Origin of the sequence: Streptomyces coeruleorubidus (genome assembly GCF_028885415.1) — a bacterium.
In the GTDB taxonomy this organism is placed as follows: Bacteria; Actinomycetota; Actinomycetes; order Streptomycetales; family Streptomycetaceae; genus Streptomyces; species Streptomyces coeruleorubidus_A.
Genome location: NZ_CP118527.1, coordinates 4,751,563 through 4,767,858 on the forward strand (window position 1 = coordinate 4,751,563; position 16,296 = coordinate 4,767,858).

A 16,296-nucleotide genomic window follows, 5' to 3' on the forward strand; every position below is an offset into this window, starting at 1 on the left:
ACGAGGAACACAGCCATGCTCGAAGACCCGTACGCGGTCCTGCGCGCCCTCCTGCGCGCCGAGGCCGTCCGCAACTCCCCCAAGCCGCCCCAGCCCCATCCCGAGCCCAAGCCGGAGACACGGGAGCGACAGCAGCACCCGATGGGAAGGGAACGCGGCTGACAGAACGACCCGCGGCGGCGGAAGCGACCCGGACTAGCGCCTCCGCCGCCCCGACGAACGCCGTGCCGTCCGTGCCGTCCCGAACAACGACCGCGTGTCTCCCGCCCGATCTGCGTCCCCACCGCCCGGGCCGGCGACTTGAACACCCCGCTGTCGACCACCTGCTCCACCACGGACGGCCCCTCCTCCGCACGCCGTTCCTGGCGGCGTCCCGCATCTCGTCGGGCCCCTTCGCGCCCCGGACAGCCCCGCGGCCATCCGTCAGCCGCTCGTACAGCGGCGACCCCGCCACCGCCCGGTCCAGAGCCTCCGTCCCGACCGGCCCCATCAGGGACTCGGGTGCGCGCAGCCGGGTCGCGGCGACAGGGGTGGGCGCGCCCTTCTCGCTCAGCACCGTCACCACCGCCTCGCCCGTCCCCAGACCGGTCAGGACCTCCTCCAGGTCGTAGGGCGACTTCGGGAAGGTCTTCACCGTGGCGTTCAGGGCCTTCTGGTCGTCGGGCGTGAAAGCCCGCAACGCGTGCTGCACGCGGTTGCCGAGCTGGGCGAGGACGTCGGCGGGTACGTCCTGCGGGGTCTGCGTCACGAAGAAGACGCTGACCCCTTTCGAGCGAATCAGGCGCACGGTCTGCGTGATCGACTCCAGGAACGCCTCGGAGGCGTCGTCACCGAAGAAGCCCGAAGCGCCCTGCGCCTCGAAGGCCGTCAGGGACCGCAGGAGCACCCCGGCCGTGGCCGCCGGGAGACCGCCGATCGTGCTCACCGGCCGGCCCTCCTCCGAGGTCAGGAAGGTCACGACCGCCCTGAGGTGCTTGAGGTCGACCAGCTCCAGGCCCTTGCTGTCGGCGTAGTGGAAGATCAGCGCGAGGGACTGCTCCTGGGTCCGGTCCAGCCGCAGCACCTTGGACAGCAGCACCGGCCCGAAGCCGGTGACCGTCGCCCGGACCGGGATGCCCCGGCCGATGCCGCCCAGCGCGTAGTACTCGGCGGGGAAGGCGGTCGCCGTCCACCGCTGGCCGACGTCCCCGGCCCGGCCCTCGACCCGGGCGTCCGGGCGGCTGGCGCCCGCGACCAGACCGTGGCGGTTGAGCATCGCCGGCGGCACCCGGATCCGCGCGTCCGGCAGGCACTGCCCGTCCCACAGCAAGGCGCCCAGATACAGGGCGGGGCCGGAGAAGGCGTAGCCGGAGGCGATCCCCAGGGCCTTCCGCGGAAGAGCGGCGGCGCGGGCCGACACCTCGGGAGCGGGGACCGACGGCGTGGACTCGCGGTCCGGCATATTCACGCCCCTGTTCCCGATTCGTACCGCCTTGCGGGGTTTTTTTCAGCGTCGCACTCCGTCGCCACGGCTGCGCCCGGAAGGTCCCGCCCGGTAGGCTTTCCGTGTGATCTTCAAGCGCATCGGAAACGGCCGGCCGTACCCCGACCACGGCCGGGACAGCACCCGGCAGTGGGCGGACGTCGCGCCGCGCCCGGTCCGCCTCGATCAGCTCGTGACGACCAAACAGCAGCTCGACCTCGAGACGCTGCTCGCCGAGGACTCGACCTTCTACGGCGACCTCTTCGCGCACGTCGTGAAGTGGCAGGGCGACCTGTACCTGGAGGACGGTCTGCACCGCGCGGTGCGGGCGGCGCTCCAGCAGCGCCAGGTGCTGCACGCACGCGTGCTCGAGCTCGACTGACCCCCGCCGGTCACGGGTTGACCCTTTCGGGTTCTGCTGGGCGACGTCGAATGATCATCTAGTAGGCATCGTCGCTCAGGCGCACTACGCTGCGTTCATGAGCATGCTGACTCCCCCCGGCATGGGCGGCAAATACCGCATCAAGGGAAACAAGTACCCGCGGATGCGCCGGCCCCGGCGGCGCGGCAGGCTCGTCGTCCTGGTCGTCGCCTCCGCCGCCGTGCTCGGCGTGGGCGGCTGGGGCACGTGGCAGCTCATCGACGTCTTCACCGGCGGCGGCAAAAAGGCTTCGGCGGCCGGCAGCGGCACGGACTGCGCCCCCGAGACCAAGGCGAGCCCCTCGCCCAGCCCCAAGGCCCTGCCCGAACCGCGCGCGATCACGGTCAACGTGCTCAACGCCACCGCCCGCAGCGGCCTGGCGAAGAAGACCGCCGACGAGCTGAAGAAGCGCGGCTTCAAGATCGGCGACGTGGGCAACGCGACCAAGCAGTACGACAAGAAGGTCAAGGGCCCCGGGGTGCTGCTCGGCCCCGCCTCCGCCCTCGACACCTCGCTGCCGGTGCTCGGCACCCAGCTCCCGGGGGCCGAACGGCGTACCGAGGCGGCCCGCAAGGGCGCTGCCGTCGATCTCGTCATCGGCGACGGCTTCAAGGAGCTGGCGAAGAGGCCGGACGCCGACCGGGCCCTGACCGAGCTGGCCAGGCCCGAGCCGGCGCCGTCGTCGAAGAAGGGCTGCTGAACCCCGTAGGGCCCTGGCCTACTCGGCCGCCCCGTACATCCGGTCCCCCGCGTCGCCGAGGCCCGGCACGATGTAGCCGTGCTCGTTCAGGCGCTCGTCGACCGACGCGGTCACGACCGTCACCGGGGTGCCCGCCAGCTCGCGCTCCATGACCTCGACGCCCTCCGGCGCGGCCAGCAGCACCACGGCGGTCACGTCGTCGGCGCCGCGCCGCATCAGCTCCTGGATCGCCGCGACCAGCGTGCCGCCGGTGGCGAGCATCGGGTCGAGCACGTACACCTGCCGTCCCGACAGGTCCTCGGGCATACGCGTGGCGTACGTGGAGGCCTGGAGCGTCTCCTCGTTGCGGATCATGCCGAGGAAGCCCACCTCGGCGGTCGGCAGCAGCCGGACCATGCCGTCCAGCATGCCGAGGCCGGCCCGCAGGATCGGCACCACCAGTGGACGCGGGTGGGACAGCTTGACGCCCGTGGTCGTGGCCACCGGCGTCCGGATGTCGACCTGTTCGGTGCGCACGTCGCGCGTGGCCTCGTAGGCGAGCAGGGTGACCAGCTCGTCGGCGAGACGGCGGAAGGTCGCGGAGTCGGTGCGCTGGTCGCGCAGCGTGGTGAGCTTGTGGGCGACCAGGGGGTGGTCGACGACGTGGAGACGCATGTCCACAACAGTAACCGGGCCCGTTGACCCCGGCCGCACGGCAAGCCCGCCGTCCGCCCATCACCCGTTCGCTGGCGTCAAACCGCCCGTCCGGGGGAAAGTGGGAAGGACGGACTGGGGGTGGTGAGCCTGATGCCCGACCGGGATTCCCGAGACGTTCCGTCGCCGCGCGCACAGCCCGCGACGGACCCGGAGACCGACGAGACCGGCAGGACTGCCCGGACCGTCCAGACCGGACGGACCGAGCAGGCCGAGCAGTCCGAGCAGGTCGACGTGCCGGACGCGGCGGATACGGCCGGCGCGACCCGCATGCTGGGCGGGACGACGAGCGAGACCGACGCCGAGCGCCGCCGGCGGCGCGCCCGGTTCCTGCGCGATCTGGCCGAGGCCCGGGAGCTGCGCGACCGCGTGCAGCCGCGCCGCGTCAAGGTGGCCCGGCTGCGGCACGCGATGCGCATGCGCACGTTCCGCTGGTAGGAAACGGGTGAGGAAACCCCCGGGGAAGATCACGAACCGCGCGGACGTTGCCGAGGTGACCGTGCGTGCAGCGGGGGAAAGCCGCGTACGATCCGCAGGTGGCGGCAACGAGCGTGCGATCAAAACTGCCGGACACAGGGAGCCGAAGACGTCCCCTGAACGCCTTGTTTCTGCCACGATTCCGAGTGGGTGGGGCTCGGACGAGCACTCCCCGCCCGAAACCTCCGCCGGGGGGACCCCCAACCGGCACGCCTATGACCAGTGGGAGAGTCACGGTGTACTTCGCCGCACTGCTCGCGCGCACCGAAGACGGGTGGGAAGCGAGCGACACGGAGCTCGACGATGTGGAAACCCTGTCGGATCTGGCCGACCTGGCCCGTGAAGCCTCCCCCGACGAGGACACGGTGCTCGTGCTCATCGAGCAGGAGGACGCCTGGTTCGGCGTCGTCCGCGTGGACGGCGAGGAGGACCCTCGCATCTACGTCTCGGACGCCACCGCCGCTGCCCGCAGCAGCTACGGCGAGATCCTGCTCACCGACGAGCTGCTCGGACGCGATCCGGACGACGGGGACGACCTGGACGCCCTCGACCTCGACGGCACCGAGGACGGTGATTCCGACGACGACGACGCCGACGACGCCGACCCGGTCGCCGCAACCGGCGAGGCCGTGCCGCACGGCCCGGTCGGCGACGCCCAGATCCTGGACGACCTCGGCGTGAGCGAGAAGGAGCTGCGCTCGCTGGCGACGGACGCCGTCACGGAGATCGCCGAGGCCCTCGGCGCCTCGGAGACCCTGGAGACCGTCCGCTGACCACTCGCACCACCCCGGGACCGCCGGACCAGCCGGACCAGCCGGGCCCACCGGACCGGCCGGGCCCACCGGACCGGCCGGATCCGGTACGGGACCCCTGGCGGCCCGCGATGCGACTCGCCCTGGCCGAGGCCGCCGAGGCGGTCCGGGGCGGGGACGTCCCCGTCGGCGCCGTCGTACTGGCCCCGGACGGCACGACCGTGCTCGCGACCGGACACAACGAACGCGAGGCCGGCGGCGACCCGACGGCCCACGCGGAGGTCCTCGCCCTGCGGCGGGCCGCGGCCGGACTCGGCCGGTGGCGGCTCGCCGGCTGCACCCTCGTGGTGACGCTGGAGCCCTGCACGATGTGCGCGGGCGCGATCCAGCAGTCCCGCGTCGACCGGCTCGTCTACGGCGCCCGCGACGAGAAGGCCGGCGCGGCCGGTTCCCTCTGGGACCTCGTCCGCGACCGGCGGCTCAACCACCGGCCCGAGGTGATCGAGGGCGTGCTCGCCGAGGAGTGCGCCGGGGTCCTCACCGAGTTCTTCCGCGGCCGCTGACCGTCGCCGAATACCGATTTCAAAGCACGCGGCACCTTGCTGTAAGGTCTCCCTCGGTAGCGTGTCCGAGCGGCCGAAGGAGCTCGCCTCGAAAGCGAGTGTGGCGCAAGTCACCGAGGGTTCAAATCCCTCCGCTACCGCTTGAGAAAGGCCCCGTCGTCGGACGGGGCCTTTCGTGCGATCTGCCCCTTCGCGTGATCGACCCTTCGTGCGATCATGTGCGCTGTTTGGGACACCAGTGACAGGGGAGGCCGCGATGGCGGTGAACGCGAAGAAGGTCGCCGTCTACGTCGTCGTGGTCTTCGTGGCGTACGTGATCATCACGGACCCTGAGGGGGCCGCCGACTACGTCCAGATAGGGTTCCAGGGCATATCGGACGCCGCCAAGGCCCTCGGCGACTTCGCCACGTGGGTCGCCGACGGAGGAAAGTGATGATCCGCCACCTGGTCCTCTTCAAGCTGAACGAGGGCGTCGAGCGCGACGACCCGCGGGTCGTGAAGGGCGTCGAGGCCTTCCGCGCCCTCGACGGCACGATCCCCGGGATCCGCTTCTGGGAGCTCGGCTGGAACGTCAGCGACCGTCCCATCGCCCATGACTTCGCCATCAACTCGGCCTTCGACGACGCGGACGCGCTGCGGCGGTACGTGGAGCATCCCGACCACCAGGCGGGTGTCGCGCTGTGGCGCGAGTTCGCCACGTGGGTGATCGCCGACTACGAGTTCTGAGCCCGCCGCTTCGAGCCCCCGTCGTTCCGACGGGGGCTCTTGCACATCTATGCGGCATTTCACCCCTCAACACGTAGTTATGGGGTGCTTGCACACAGTGCACATGTCTTGTGATGCTATGACCGCTTTTGACGGAAGAGCTGACGGATGGGTTGACGGATGACGAGGTGGAGTTGACCGTGCTGGCCGGTACCGCACCTCAGACACCATCCTCGGAACCGGCTCCCCAGCGGAGCCGCGGCGCCGACACCCGCGCCCTCACGCAGGTCCTCTTCGCACAGCTCAAGGAGCTCCAGCCGGGGACGCCGGAGCACGACCGGGTGCGCGGGGCGCTCATCGAGGCCAACCTGCCGCTCGTGCGCTACGCGGCCGCCCGGTTCCGCTCCCGCAACGAGCCGATGGAGGACGTCGTCCAGGTCGGCACCATCGGGCTCATCAACGCCATCGACCGCTTCGACCCGGACCGGGGTGTGCAGTTCCCGACGTTCGCGATGCCGACGGTGATCGGCGAGATCAAGCGCTACTTCCGCGACAACGTCCGTACGGTCCATGTGCCGCGCCGGCTGCACGAGCTGTGGGTACAGGTCAACAGCGCGACCGAGGACCTCACGACCGCCTTCGGACGCACCCCGACCACGGCCGAGATCGCCGAGCGGCTGCGCATCACCGAGGCCGAGGTGCTGTCCTGCATCGAGGCCGGGCGGTCGTATCACGCGACCTCTCTCGAAGCCGCGCAGGAGGGCGACGGGCTGCCGGGGCTGCTGGACCGGCTCGGTTACGAGGATCCCGCGCTGGACGGGGTGGAGCACCGGGATCTCGTACGGCATCTGCTCGTACAACTGCCCGAAAGGGAGCAGCGGATTCTGCTGCTGCGGTACTACAGCAATCTCACGCAGTCTCAGATCAGCGCGGAACTCGGCGTATCACAGATGCATGTCTCGCGGCTACTCGCGCGTAGCTTCCAGCGGTTGCGGTCCGCGAACCGGATCGACGCGTAGCCGTGAACCGGGATGACCGGCGGCTGTGAACCCCCTCGGTACGTAATCGCAAACAGTTGCGAATGATAACCGTGGCGAGCGAATCGCTCATCAGGACGGTTCCCGACAGTTGCGGGCCGAAAAGGCGTCAGGCCCCTTGCTTGCAGGGCGGATTCGCGTCTCAGATGTCGACATGTCACTACAGCGTGTTGCCGACATGTGACATTCTGCGGGAAGCGCGTTTGCCGGGGCTTCGGCTCCGGTATTCAGGTGAAGGCTGCGTTCCTCAGACGGGAGCGTCCGCCGCGACCGTCCCGCGACCCAAAGGGGGTGGCATGTCCGCAGAACAGGGCAGCTCGAAGGTGCTCACGCTCGCGGAGAGCGACAAAGCTCCCCATGCTCTCGACTCACTCGGCCCCATCGACGACGTTCCGGCCGAGCTCGCGACCGAGCCCGCCCCGGTGCTTCCGGCCGCGGGGGCCATCGACACCCGCACCCTGTCCCGCTCCCTGTTCCTGCGGCTGGCCGCGCTCGACGAGGACAGCCCCGAGCGTGCGTACGTCCGTGACACGCTGATCGAGCTCAACCTGCCGCTGGTGCGGTACGCGGCGGCGCGGTTCCGCTCCCGCAACGAGCCGATGGAGGACATCGTCCAGGTCGGCACGATCGGGCTGATCAAGGCGATCGACCGGTTCGACTGCGAACGGGGCGTCGAGTTCCCCACGTTCGCGATGCCAACCGTCGTGGGTGAGATCAAGCGGTTCTTCCGCGACACGTCGTGGTCGGTGCGGGTGCCGCGCCGGCTTCAGGAGCTGCGGCTGGCCCTGACGAAGGCCAGTGACGAGCTCTCGCAGAAGCTGGACCGCTCGCCGACGGTCACCGAACTCGCGTCCGTGCTCGGGGTGTCCGAGGAGGACGTCGTCGACGGGCTGGCGGTGGGGAACGCGTACACGGCGTCCTCGCTGGACTCCCCGGCGCCGGAGGACGACGGCGGCGAGGGCTCGCTGGCGGATCGGCTGGGGTACGAGGACAGCGCCCTGGAGGGCGTCGAGTACCGGGAGTCGCTGAAGCCGCTGCTGGCCAAACTGCCGCCCCGTGAGCGGCGGATCATCATGCTGCGGTTCTTCGCGAACATGACCCAGTCGCAGATCGGCGAGGAGGTCGGCATCTCACAGATGCACGTGTCCCGCCTGCTCACGAGGACACTGGCGCAGCTGAGGGAAGGCCTCATCTCGGACTGACGCCACCGCCGACCTGTGGGTGGTGGGCCGCCGACCTGTGGGTGGTGGGCCGCCGACCTGTGGGTGGTGGGCCACCAGCCCGTGGGTGGTGGCTCGCCGACCCGCCGGGTGGTGGCTCGCCGACCCGCCGGGTGGTGGGTCGCCTATCCGTGGGTGGCGGACCGCCGACTCGTGAGTGGCGGTTCGCCTATCCGCGGATTGTGGCCGCCGAGCCGCAGGGGGTGGGCCGCCTGCGCGCCAGTGGTGGATGCGCCTGCGCTGTGGTGGTGGGTCGGGGCCGCGCCGGGGGGTGTCCGTCCCCGGAACGGCGCGATGGGGTGGGTGACCGACTGACTGTCCGTTGACGCGCCAACCGCTGCGGGCGGACACCCCCCGACACGTCCCCTTCCGTGCGCCGGCGGGTGCGGCTGCGCGGTGGTTCCGCTCAGATGCCGCAGACCACCGCTGCGCGCTGCAAGTTCAGCTGCGTGACGGGGGAGGGTGGGTGCAGCGGCACCCCGTTCCGCCATCGCCGAGTTCAGGAAACCCGGCGCACGTTCGACGTCATCCCAGCGCCAGCCAAGCCACCGCCGCGACAACCGCGACGGCGACGACGACGCCGATGATGAGGCCGATGCGCGGCCCGCCACTCGTCGTCGCGGCCTGCCGCCCCTGCGGCGCCTCGTCGACGAACGCGCGGAACATCTGGGTGCTGCCGGCGGGGTCGTGATTGCCCTGGGGGGCCTGGTTGTTAGCCATGGCCCGAGACCCTAGCGAAAACGCCGGGGCTCCCCAAGTGGGGGTTGGCATTCCGTTCGCCCCCGCCCACCCCCTGCCGCCAGACTCACCACCTGCACATTTACTACCGCAATACTTGCCTTTGCCAACTTTTTATACCCCATGCACCTCCTTTATTTGCCTTCAGCAACCAACAGCTCCTATGGTTGCCCTAAGCAACGAAAGTGGGAGGTGTCATGGCCGAGAGGGCGCAGTACGAAGAGCTGGTCCGCCAGTTCAGTGCCTTCGGCGCCGTGAAGCGGGAGCTCGGCCGGATCATGCCGGCCCACTGCCCCGGCGGTTCGGCGGCCGTACTGACACTGCTGGGCCGGCACGGCGACATGCGCATGAGCAAGCTCGCCGAGCTGCTCGCGGTGGACATGTCGGTCACCAGCCGCCACGTCGCGCACGTCGTGGCCCGGGGCTGGATCGAACGCTCCCCCGACCCCGCAGACAAGCGCTCCCGCATCCTGCGCCTCACACCCGCGGGCCACGCACAGCTCGACGAGCTGTCCCGGCGGACCACCGAGGTCCTCGCCGAGCGCCTGAGCGACTGGACCGACGAGGACGTCGGCCGGCTCACGGACCTGATGGCGCGGCTGAGGGAGAGCTTCGACTGCCGCCCCGCGCCCCGGGCGGCACCACCCGCTGTCGCACAGACCACCCGTACACCCGCAAGCACGTAAGAAAAGGAAGCCCATGGCAACGACCACACCAGCCGGTGTGCGGGCTCATGCCAAGCACGGGGGAGGCTCCCACGGCTCCTCCGGCGGCGGCGCTCCGATGACGCACCGGCAGATCATGGAGGCCCTCACCGGCCTCCTGCTCGGCATGTTCGTCGCGATCCTGTCCTCGACGATCGTCTCCAACGCCCTGCCCCGGATCATCGGCGACCTCGGCGGCGGCCAGAGCGCCTACACCTGGGTCGTGACCGCGTCCCTGCTGACGATGACCGCGTCCACGCCGCTGTGGGGCAAGCTCGCCGACCTGTTCTCCAAGAAGCTGCTGATCCAGCTCGCCCTGGTCGTCTTCGTGCTGGGCTCGGCGGCGGCCGGCATGTCGCAGAACCCCGGCATGCTCATCACGTTCCGCGCGGTCCAGGGCATCGGCATGGGCGGTCTGTCCGCGCTGGCCCAGATCATCATGGCGGCGATGATCTCGCCGCGGGAGCGCGGGCGTTACAACGGCTACCTGGGTGCCGTGTTCGCCACGGCCATGGTCGGCGGTCCGCTGGTCGGCGGTGTCATCACCGACACCGACTGGCTCGGCTGGCGCTGGTGTTTCTACGTCGGCGTGCCCTTCGCCGTGATCGCCCTGATCGTGCTCCAGAAGACCCTGCACCTGCCCGTGGTGAAGCGGAAGGTCAAGGTCGACTGGGCCGGCGCCTTCTTCATCACCGCGGCCGTCTGCCTGCTGCTGGTCTGGGTGACCTTCGCCGGTGACAAGTACGACTGGGTGTCGTGGCAGACGTACGCGATGGTCGGCGGCTCGGTCGTGCTGCTGGCGCTGTTCGTCCTGATCGAGGCGAAGGCGAGCGAGCCGATCATCCCGCTGCGGCTGTTCCGCAACCGGACCATCACGCTGGCGTCGCTGGCGTCGCTGTTCGTCGGTGTCGCGATGTTCGCGGGGACCGTGTTCTTCAGCCAGTACTTCCAGCTGGCGCGGGACAAGTCGCCGACGATGTCCGGCGTCATGACCATCCCGATGATCGCGGGCCTGTTCGTCTCCTCCACCGTCTCCGGCCAGGTCATCACCCGGACCGGGCGCTGGAAGGCGTGGCTGGTCGCCGGCGGTGTGCTGGTGACCGCGGGCCTCGGCCTGCTGAGCACGATCCGGTACGACACCGAGTACTGGCACATAGCGATCTTCATGGCGCTGATGGGCCTCGGCATCGGCATGATGATGCAGAACCTGGTGCTCTGCACGCAGAACCAGGTGGAGCCGGGCGACCTGGGCGCCGCCAGCTCCACGGTGACGTTCTTCCGGTCCCTGGGCGGTGCCGTGGGCGTCTCGGCGCTGGGCGCCGTCCTGGGCAACAAGATCACCGACTACGTCAAGGACGGTCTCGCCGACCTCGGCGCCAAGGGCGCGGCCCTCGGTCACGCCGGCACGGGCGAGGGCAACATCCCCGACCTCGGTGCGATGCCCGCGCCGATCCGCACCGTCGTGGAGAGCGCCTACGGCCACGGCGTCGCGGACGTGTTCCTCTACTCGGCTCCGCTGGCGCTGCTCGCGCTGCTGGTGTCGCTGTTCATCAAGGAGGTCCCGTTGAGGACGAAGGGTGGGCTGGCGCAGGCGGCGGACGCCGACGCCCGCGCGGAGGCTCCCGCCGAGGCGGCCGCCGAGGCTCCCGCCGCGGAGAAGGCCGTGCCGAGCTGGGCCGTGGCGGACACCGAGGCCGCCGACGGCACCGGGCCCGAGGGCACGCAGCGGCTCGCCGCCGTCGCCACGGCGGCCCGTCCGGACGTGGCCTCCGGCGGTGTCCCCGTGCGCGGTTTCGTCCGTGGCGCCGAGTCCGCGCCCGTGCCGCAGGCCGCCGTCACGCTGATCTCGCTGGCCGGGCGTCAGCTGGGCCGGTCCGTGGCGCAGGCCGACGGCTCCTACGCCCTCGACGCGCCGGGCGCCGGGTCGTTCGTGCTGATCGCGTCCGCCGACGGCTACCAGCCGCAGGCGTCCACGGTCGTGGTGAACGGCGAGCCGGTCGCCTACGACATCCTGCTCAGCGGCACCAGCGGGCTGACCGGCCTGGTGCGGGCCGCCGGGGGCGGGCAGCCGGTCAAGGACGCGATGGTGATCGTGACCGATGTGCGCGGGGATCTGCTGGCCACCGGGACGGCCGGTGAGCAGGGCGAGTTCTCCTTCGCCGAGCTGGTGCCGGGCGCGGTGACCGTCGCGGTGAACGCCGCCGGGTACCGGCCGCGCGCCCTGCCCGTCGAGGTGGGCGGCACCGGGGTCACCCGGGTCGAGATCGACCTGGACTCGGGCGCCCGCGTCCAGGGTGTCGTCCGCGCCCCGCACGGCCCGCTGGCCGACGCCCGGGTGACGCTGGTCGACCAGGCGGGCAACGTCGTCGGCTCGGCCACGACCGGCACGGACGGGGCGTACGCCTTCACCGACCTGGACGGCGGCGAGTACACCGTCATCGCCACGGGCTACCCGCCGGTGGCCACCGCCCTGACGGTCACGGGCCGCGGCACCGACGCCCACGACATCGAACTCGCCCACCCCGGCGAGTAGGACAAGCCCCGGCCCGTGGCGGTGGGCGCGCTCCGAGCGGAGGCGCGCCCCTGCCACGGGCCGGTCTCATTGCGAGGAGTTAGCTGAGATGAGACTGACCGCGAGGATCCGTACCCGGGACGGTTGGGCCGTGTCGCACGCGGTCGTCACCGTAGCCGACATGACCGGCGCGCAGGCGCTGCGTGCCGAGGCCGACGCGGAGGGCGCCGTACGGGACGCGACGCCGCTGGAGCCGGGGGCGTACACCGTCATCGTCACGGCCGTCGGGTACGCGCCCGCGGCCTCCAGTGTGATCGTCACGGCGAGCGGGCTGGCCGAGGTCGGCACGGTGACGCTGGCGCGGCAGGGCGGCACCGAGCTGCCGCCGCCGGGGCCGTGGACCGTCGACCCGGTGCACTCCAGCGTGGCCGCCGTGGCCCAGCACCTGGGCATCTCCAGCGTGCACGGCCGGTTCACGGAGTTCTCCGGCTCGATCGAGATCGCCCCGGACGACGTCACCAAGTCCCGTGTGGAGGCGGTGATCCGGGCCGCGTCCGTCGACACCGGCAACGGCATGCGCGACGGGCACCTGAAATCGCCGGACTTCCTGGACGTCGAGCGGTTCCCCGAGATCACCTACCGGTCCACGGGGCTCACGGCGACCGGCTCCGACCGGTGGACCGTCCACGGTGAGCTGGGCATGCACGGGGTCGTACGGCCCGTGGACCTGGACCTGACCTACCTCGGCACGGGTCCGGACCCCTGGGGCGGCACCCGCGCGGCGTTCCGTGCCACGACCGAACTGCACCGCGAGGACTTCGCGATGAACTACAACCAGGTCCTCCAGGCCGGCATCACCGCCATCGGTACGACGCTCAGGGTGGAGCTGGACATCCAGGCCGTGCAGGGCGAGTCACTTCCGGCTGCCTGAGGCCGGGCCGGAGACCTTCGCCACCAACTGGCCGCACAGGTCCCGGAGTTTGACGTTCCGGTGCTGGGAGGCGCGGCGCAGCCGCTCCAGCGCGTCCCGGGCGTCGATCCGCTCCCGTGCCATGAGGATGCCGATCGCCTGGTCGATGACGCTGCGGGAGAGCAGCGCGGTGCGCACGTCCGCCGCCGACTGGCGGCGGCGCTCGATGCTCAGCGCCACGTTGATCGCGTCCCCCGCCCGTGCGGCGAAGGCATGGGCCGCGTCCCGGCCCGGGTCCAGCACCGCGGGCCGCAGACCGTAGAGGTTGATCGCGGCGCCCGTCTCGCCCTCGACGGCGACCGGCACGGCCAGCACGCAGTGGACGCCCGCGGAGAGCGCGTAGGGCGTGTACGCCGGCCAGCGGGACTCCGCGGCCAGGTCGGGGGCGTACTGCTCGGCGCCGGTCTCGGCGGCGTCGACGCAGGGGCCCGAGCCGTTCTCGTACTGGCGCTGGTCCAGGCCGCTGGGCAGGCCGTCGCTGCCGGCCAGGGTGAGCAGCCGGCCGCCGCGGCTCACCGTGATGCTGCACGCGGCGGCGCCGGGCACCTCCTGCACCGCACGGTCGGTCAGATCGCGCAGCAGGGTGTCGAGACCGCTGCTGCGCACCATCGCCTGGTCCAGCGTGTCGGACGTCTCGGAGCTCATGAACGTACGGGTATCCCGTCGGCGTCCCTTAACGCCCCCGCCCTAACTCGCGGTGCCTCACGTGGAGTTGTGGGCGCCGACGATACGGCGGGCCAGATCGCGCAGTTTCACGTTCTCCCGCTGGGAGGCCCGCACCAGGCTCTCGAAGGCCGCGGCCGCGTCGATGCCCTGGCGCTCCATGAGGATGCCGGTGGCCTGGCCGATCAGATCCCGGGTGTGCATGGCCTCGGTGAGCTGCTCGCGCACGGTCGCGGACTCCAGGGCGATGCCCACGTGCGTGGTGAACAGCCGGCCGATGCGCGTCGCGTCCTCGTCGAAGGCGCCCGGTTTGCGCGCGTAGGCCGTGAGCACGGTCAGCCGGCGGCGGTCGGCACGCAGCCGCAGCGACAGCGCCGAGCGCAGTCCCAGGGCCGACAGCACGTCCCAGCCGTCGTCGGCCTCGCTGTCCGTTATCCGCGCCACCGGGCTGTGCCACAACTGGTCCCAGTGCCCGTGCGGTTCGCGGCCGGCGTGCCGGGCCTCGGCGGAGCGCACGACGTCGTCGGTCCAGGCGAGCGTGCGGAACTTCCTGCCGCGCTCGATCTCGGAGATGCCGGCGTGCTCGGCCCCGGGCATGATGTGCACGGCCAGCCGGACCGCCGTGCGCAGTGTGTTGTGCCGTGTGGGTGTCTCGTTCAGCTGCTGAGACGCCACCGTCAGGGCCTCGGCCAGCTCGAAGCCGACCGGAAAACGGGGCAAATCAGGAAACTCGGACGCAGCCACCACGAACCTCTTCGGCATGCACGACCATGGCCGTGCGCAGGAGAGCTCCGCAGCACATTCCCGACTGCGAGCACAGGACGAACAGCACTCTAGCTGCTCGGTTGCGTGCGGGTGACGTCCGGCCGACGGCCGCCACAAGCGCCTTCCGCAGCCGCGCCCCGGCATGGTGGAATGGGCCCACGGGTCAGGAAGCGGCCATACCGGAATCCGGACGAACGTCTGCCAGGTGAGTGCTGTGACTTTCCTCCCGAATCCCACCGAACCGCGGGACCTGCCCGGCCGCGTCCACGTCACCATGCCCGCGGAGATCGACTTCTGCAACGCGGAGCAGCTGTTTCCGCTCATCATGTCCGAGGCCCGGGCCCGTGGTGACCGGCTGGAGGTGCTCGTCCTCGACCTCAGCGCGACCTGCTTCATGGACTCCCAGGGCATCCGCCTCCTCAACGACGTACGCCACCGGCTGCGCCCCGGGGCCCGGATGCGTCTGGTGGCCCGGCCGGACGGCGTCGCGAGCCGCGTACTGGAGCTGACCGGCCTGCGCCGGGACGTGCCCGTGTACGACAACCTCGCCGAGGCCATGGCGTCGTAGGCTGCCTGACATGGCACCGAACATCGCTACGAACACCCGCGTCTCCCTCGACGAGTTGCTCGACTTCGTACGACCCCGGCACCACGCGATCCTGCTGACCCGGCGCACCGACGGCGGCCCCCAGGGCTCGCCGCTGACCTGCGGGGTCGACGACTCGGGCCGGATCGTGGTCTCGACGTACCCGGAGCGGGCCAAGACCCGCAACGCCAAGCGGGACCCCCGGGTCAGCCTGATCGTGCTCAGCGACGACTGGGACGGCCCCTGGGTCCAGATCGACGGCACGGCCGAGGTCGTCGACATGCCCGACTCCGTCGAACCGCTCGTGGAGTACTACCGGAACATCGCCGGGGAGCACCCCGACTGGGACGAGTACCGCGCGGCCATGGTCAAGCAGGGCAAGTCGATCATCCGCATCACACCGGAGCGGTGGGGGCCGGTGGCGACCGGCGGGTTCCCGGCGCGGCTGGTCGAGGGGGAGTAGCTCCTCACTCGCGGGCGACCATCGCCTCGATGCCCGCGATCAGCAGTTCCAGCGCGAACTCGAAGTCGCGCTCCAGCATCTCGGCGACCGTGTCGCCGCCCCGCGCCGCCATGATCTCCTGCGACTCCTGGATGACGTCGGCGGCCTGCGGGGCCGCGCTCACCGTGCTCAGGGCCTGCTGGAAGTACTCGTCCACGGTCATGCCGCCGGCCGCGGCCCGGGTGGAGAGATGGCCCTCCAGCGTGCCGTAGCCGTAGACGAACTGGAAGACGGCCGAGATCGTGCTCGTCAGGCGTTTCGCGGGCAGCCCGGTCCTGCGGACGACGCGCTGTACGGCCCTGGAGAAGGCCAGGTTGTTGGGGCCGATGTTGAGGAAGACGCCGACCAGGGCGGATACCCAGGGGTGACGCACCAGCAGCGTCCGGTACTCCCGGGCGAGCGCCCGCACCTGGTCGCGCCAGTCCTCGTCGGCGTCCGGATCGGGCAGCCGCATCTCGCCCATGACCTCGTCCAGGGCGAGTTCGAGGAGGTCGTCCTTGGTGTCGACGTACCAGTAGACGGACATCGCGGTGACGTTCAGCTCACCGGCCAGCCGCCGCATCGAGAACTTGGCCAGCCCCTCGACGTCGAGCAGCCGGACGGTGACCTCGATGATGCGCGCGCGGTCCAGGCCCGAGGGCTGACCACCGCCGCGCCGCCGGTGCGCTTTGCTTTCCAGCCAGACGCTGGTCCGGGCCTTATCGGCTGCCTTCGCCATGGCGCACCTTCCTCGACTTGCTGATGCCGATCATGCTAGGCGCCCCGAAAGGGGCGCGGGGAACTGCGCGATCAGCCACAGCGAACCCGCACCCGCACGACGACCGCA

19 protein-coding genes, 1 tRNA gene and 1 pseudogene are annotated in these 16,296 nt (G+C 71.0%); 15 read left to right on the forward strand and 6 right to left on the reverse strand.

What is annotated here, in order from left to right; genetic code table 11:
- Window positions 1–195: 195 nt before the first annotated feature.
- Window positions 196–1,441: pseudogene (locus tag PV963_RS22110) on the reverse strand (helicase HerA-like domain-containing protein).
- A 106-nt stretch (window positions 1,442–1,547) separates the two neighbouring features.
- Between PV963_RS22110 and PV963_RS22115 the strand changes: the two are divergent.
- Window positions 1,548–1,844, forward strand: coding sequence for a type II toxin-antitoxin system VapB family antitoxin (locus PV963_RS22115; RefSeq protein WP_003991361.1), 297 nt, complete (start codon window positions 1,548–1,550; stop codon window positions 1,842–1,844).
- Window positions 1,845–1,965: 121 nt separating this feature from the next.
- Window positions 1,966–2,583, forward strand: coding sequence for a LytR C-terminal domain-containing protein (locus PV963_RS22120; RefSeq protein WP_274822089.1), 618 nt, complete (start codon window positions 1,966–1,968; stop codon window positions 2,581–2,583).
- Between the two features lie 18 nt (window positions 2,584–2,601).
- Here the strand turns inward: PV963_RS22120 and upp are convergent, their stop codons facing one another.
- Complete coding sequence (gene upp, locus PV963_RS22125) at window positions 2,602–3,237, reverse strand: uracil phosphoribosyltransferase (RefSeq protein ID WP_274817487.1); 636 nt, start codon at window positions 3,235–3,237, stop codon at window positions 2,602–2,604.
- A 309-nt stretch (window positions 3,238–3,546) separates the two neighbouring features.
- On the opposite strand from upp, the gene PV963_RS22130 reads away from it, so the two are divergent.
- From PV963_RS22130 to PV963_RS22165, 8 genes are all read left to right on the forward strand, one after another.
- Window positions 3,547–3,714: a DUF4461 domain-containing protein gene (locus PV963_RS22130; RefSeq protein ID WP_148640361.1), complete on the forward strand. Its 168-nt coding sequence runs from the start codon at window positions 3,547–3,549 to the stop codon at window positions 3,712–3,714.
- 275 nt (window positions 3,715–3,989) lie between these two features.
- On the forward strand, window positions 3,990–4,526 hold the full coding sequence (locus PV963_RS22135; protein ID WP_274822090.1) for a hypothetical protein: 537 nt from the start codon (window positions 3,990–3,992) through the stop codon (window positions 4,524–4,526).
- 110 nt (window positions 4,527–4,636) lie between these two features.
- A complete protein-coding gene (gene tadA, locus PV963_RS22140; RefSeq protein WP_274817488.1) occupies window positions 4,637–5,068 on the forward strand; it encodes a tRNA adenosine(34) deaminase TadA in 432 nt (143 codons plus the stop codon).
- A gap of 55 nt (window positions 5,069–5,123) precedes the next feature.
- Window positions 5,124–5,208: transfer RNA gene (locus PV963_RS22145), tRNA-Ser, on the forward strand.
- A gap of 116 nt (window positions 5,209–5,324) precedes the next feature.
- Window positions 5,325–5,501, forward strand: a complete 177-nt coding sequence (locus PV963_RS22150) for a hypothetical protein (protein WP_274817489.1) — start codon at window positions 5,325–5,327, stop codon at window positions 5,499–5,501.
- Complete coding sequence (locus tag PV963_RS22155) at window positions 5,501–5,794, forward strand: Dabb family protein (RefSeq protein ID WP_274817490.1); 294 nt, start codon at window positions 5,501–5,503, stop codon at window positions 5,792–5,794. Before PV963_RS22150 ends, PV963_RS22155 begins: the two co-directional genes overlap by 1 nt.
- A 167-nt stretch (window positions 5,795–5,961) precedes the next feature.
- The gene (locus PV963_RS22160) at window positions 5,962–6,792 is read left to right on the forward strand and encodes an RNA polymerase sigma factor SigF (RefSeq protein ID WP_274822091.1); all 831 of its coding nucleotides are present in this window, start codon (window positions 5,962–5,964) and stop codon (window positions 6,790–6,792) included.
- A 314-nt stretch (window positions 6,793–7,106) separates the two neighbouring features.
- The gene (locus PV963_RS22165) at window positions 7,107–8,012 is read left to right on the forward strand and encodes an RNA polymerase sigma factor SigF (RefSeq protein WP_274817491.1); all 906 of its coding nucleotides are present in this window, start codon (window positions 7,107–7,109) and stop codon (window positions 8,010–8,012) included.
- 543 nt (window positions 8,013–8,555) lie between these two features.
- On the opposite strand, the gene PV963_RS22170 is transcribed toward PV963_RS22165, so the two are convergent.
- A complete protein-coding gene (locus PV963_RS22170) occupies window positions 8,556–8,750 on the reverse strand; it encodes a hypothetical protein (RefSeq protein ID WP_184985582.1) in 195 nt (64 codons plus the stop codon).
- A gap of 215 nt (window positions 8,751–8,965) precedes the next feature.
- Between PV963_RS22170 and PV963_RS22175 the strand changes: the two genes are divergently transcribed.
- The 3 genes from PV963_RS22175 (at window position 8,966) to PV963_RS22185 (ending at window position 12,915) form a co-directional block, all read left to right on the forward strand.
- Window positions 8,966–9,454: a MarR family winged helix-turn-helix transcriptional regulator gene (locus PV963_RS22175; protein ID WP_274817492.1), complete on the forward strand. Its 489-nt coding sequence runs from the start codon at window positions 8,966–8,968 to the stop codon at window positions 9,452–9,454.
- 13 nt (window positions 9,455–9,467) lie between these two features.
- The gene (locus PV963_RS22180; RefSeq protein ID WP_274817493.1) at window positions 9,468–12,005 is read left to right on the forward strand and encodes an MFS transporter; all 2,538 of its coding nucleotides are present in this window, start codon (window positions 9,468–9,470) and stop codon (window positions 12,003–12,005) included.
- A gap of 88 nt (window positions 12,006–12,093) precedes the next feature.
- Window positions 12,094–12,915 (forward strand): YceI family protein, encoded by an 822-nt coding sequence (locus tag PV963_RS22185; protein WP_274817494.1) that lies wholly within the window; start codon window positions 12,094–12,096, stop codon window positions 12,913–12,915.
- Here PV963_RS22185 and PV963_RS22190 read toward each other — a convergent pair.
- A complete protein-coding gene (locus tag PV963_RS22190; protein WP_274817495.1) occupies window positions 12,898–13,599 on the reverse strand; it encodes a GAF and ANTAR domain-containing protein in 702 nt (233 codons plus the stop codon). The two genes, PV963_RS22185 and PV963_RS22190, sit on opposite strands and share 18 nt — an antisense overlap.
- Before the next feature lie 57 nt (window positions 13,600–13,656).
- Window positions 13,657–14,379 (reverse strand): ANTAR domain-containing protein, encoded by a 723-nt coding sequence (locus PV963_RS22195; RefSeq protein WP_274817496.1) that lies wholly within the window; start codon window positions 14,377–14,379, stop codon window positions 13,657–13,659.
- 208 nt (window positions 14,380–14,587) lie between these two features.
- On the opposite strand from PV963_RS22195, the gene PV963_RS22200 reads away from it, so the two are divergent.
- Window positions 14,588–14,950, forward strand: coding sequence for an STAS domain-containing protein (locus tag PV963_RS22200; protein WP_425540931.1), 363 nt, complete (start codon window positions 14,588–14,590; stop codon window positions 14,948–14,950).
- 10 nt (window positions 14,951–14,960) lie between these two features.
- Window positions 14,961–15,431: a PPOX class F420-dependent oxidoreductase gene (locus PV963_RS22205; RefSeq protein WP_274817497.1), complete on the forward strand. Its 471-nt coding sequence runs from the start codon at window positions 14,961–14,963 to the stop codon at window positions 15,429–15,431.
- A gap of 4 nt (window positions 15,432–15,435) precedes the next feature.
- Here the strand turns inward: PV963_RS22205 and PV963_RS22210 are convergent, their stop codons facing one another.
- Window positions 15,436–16,188, reverse strand: coding sequence for a TetR/AcrR family transcriptional regulator (locus PV963_RS22210; RefSeq protein ID WP_274817498.1), 753 nt, complete (start codon window positions 16,186–16,188; stop codon window positions 15,436–15,438).
- Window positions 16,189–16,296 lie beyond the last annotated feature (108 nt).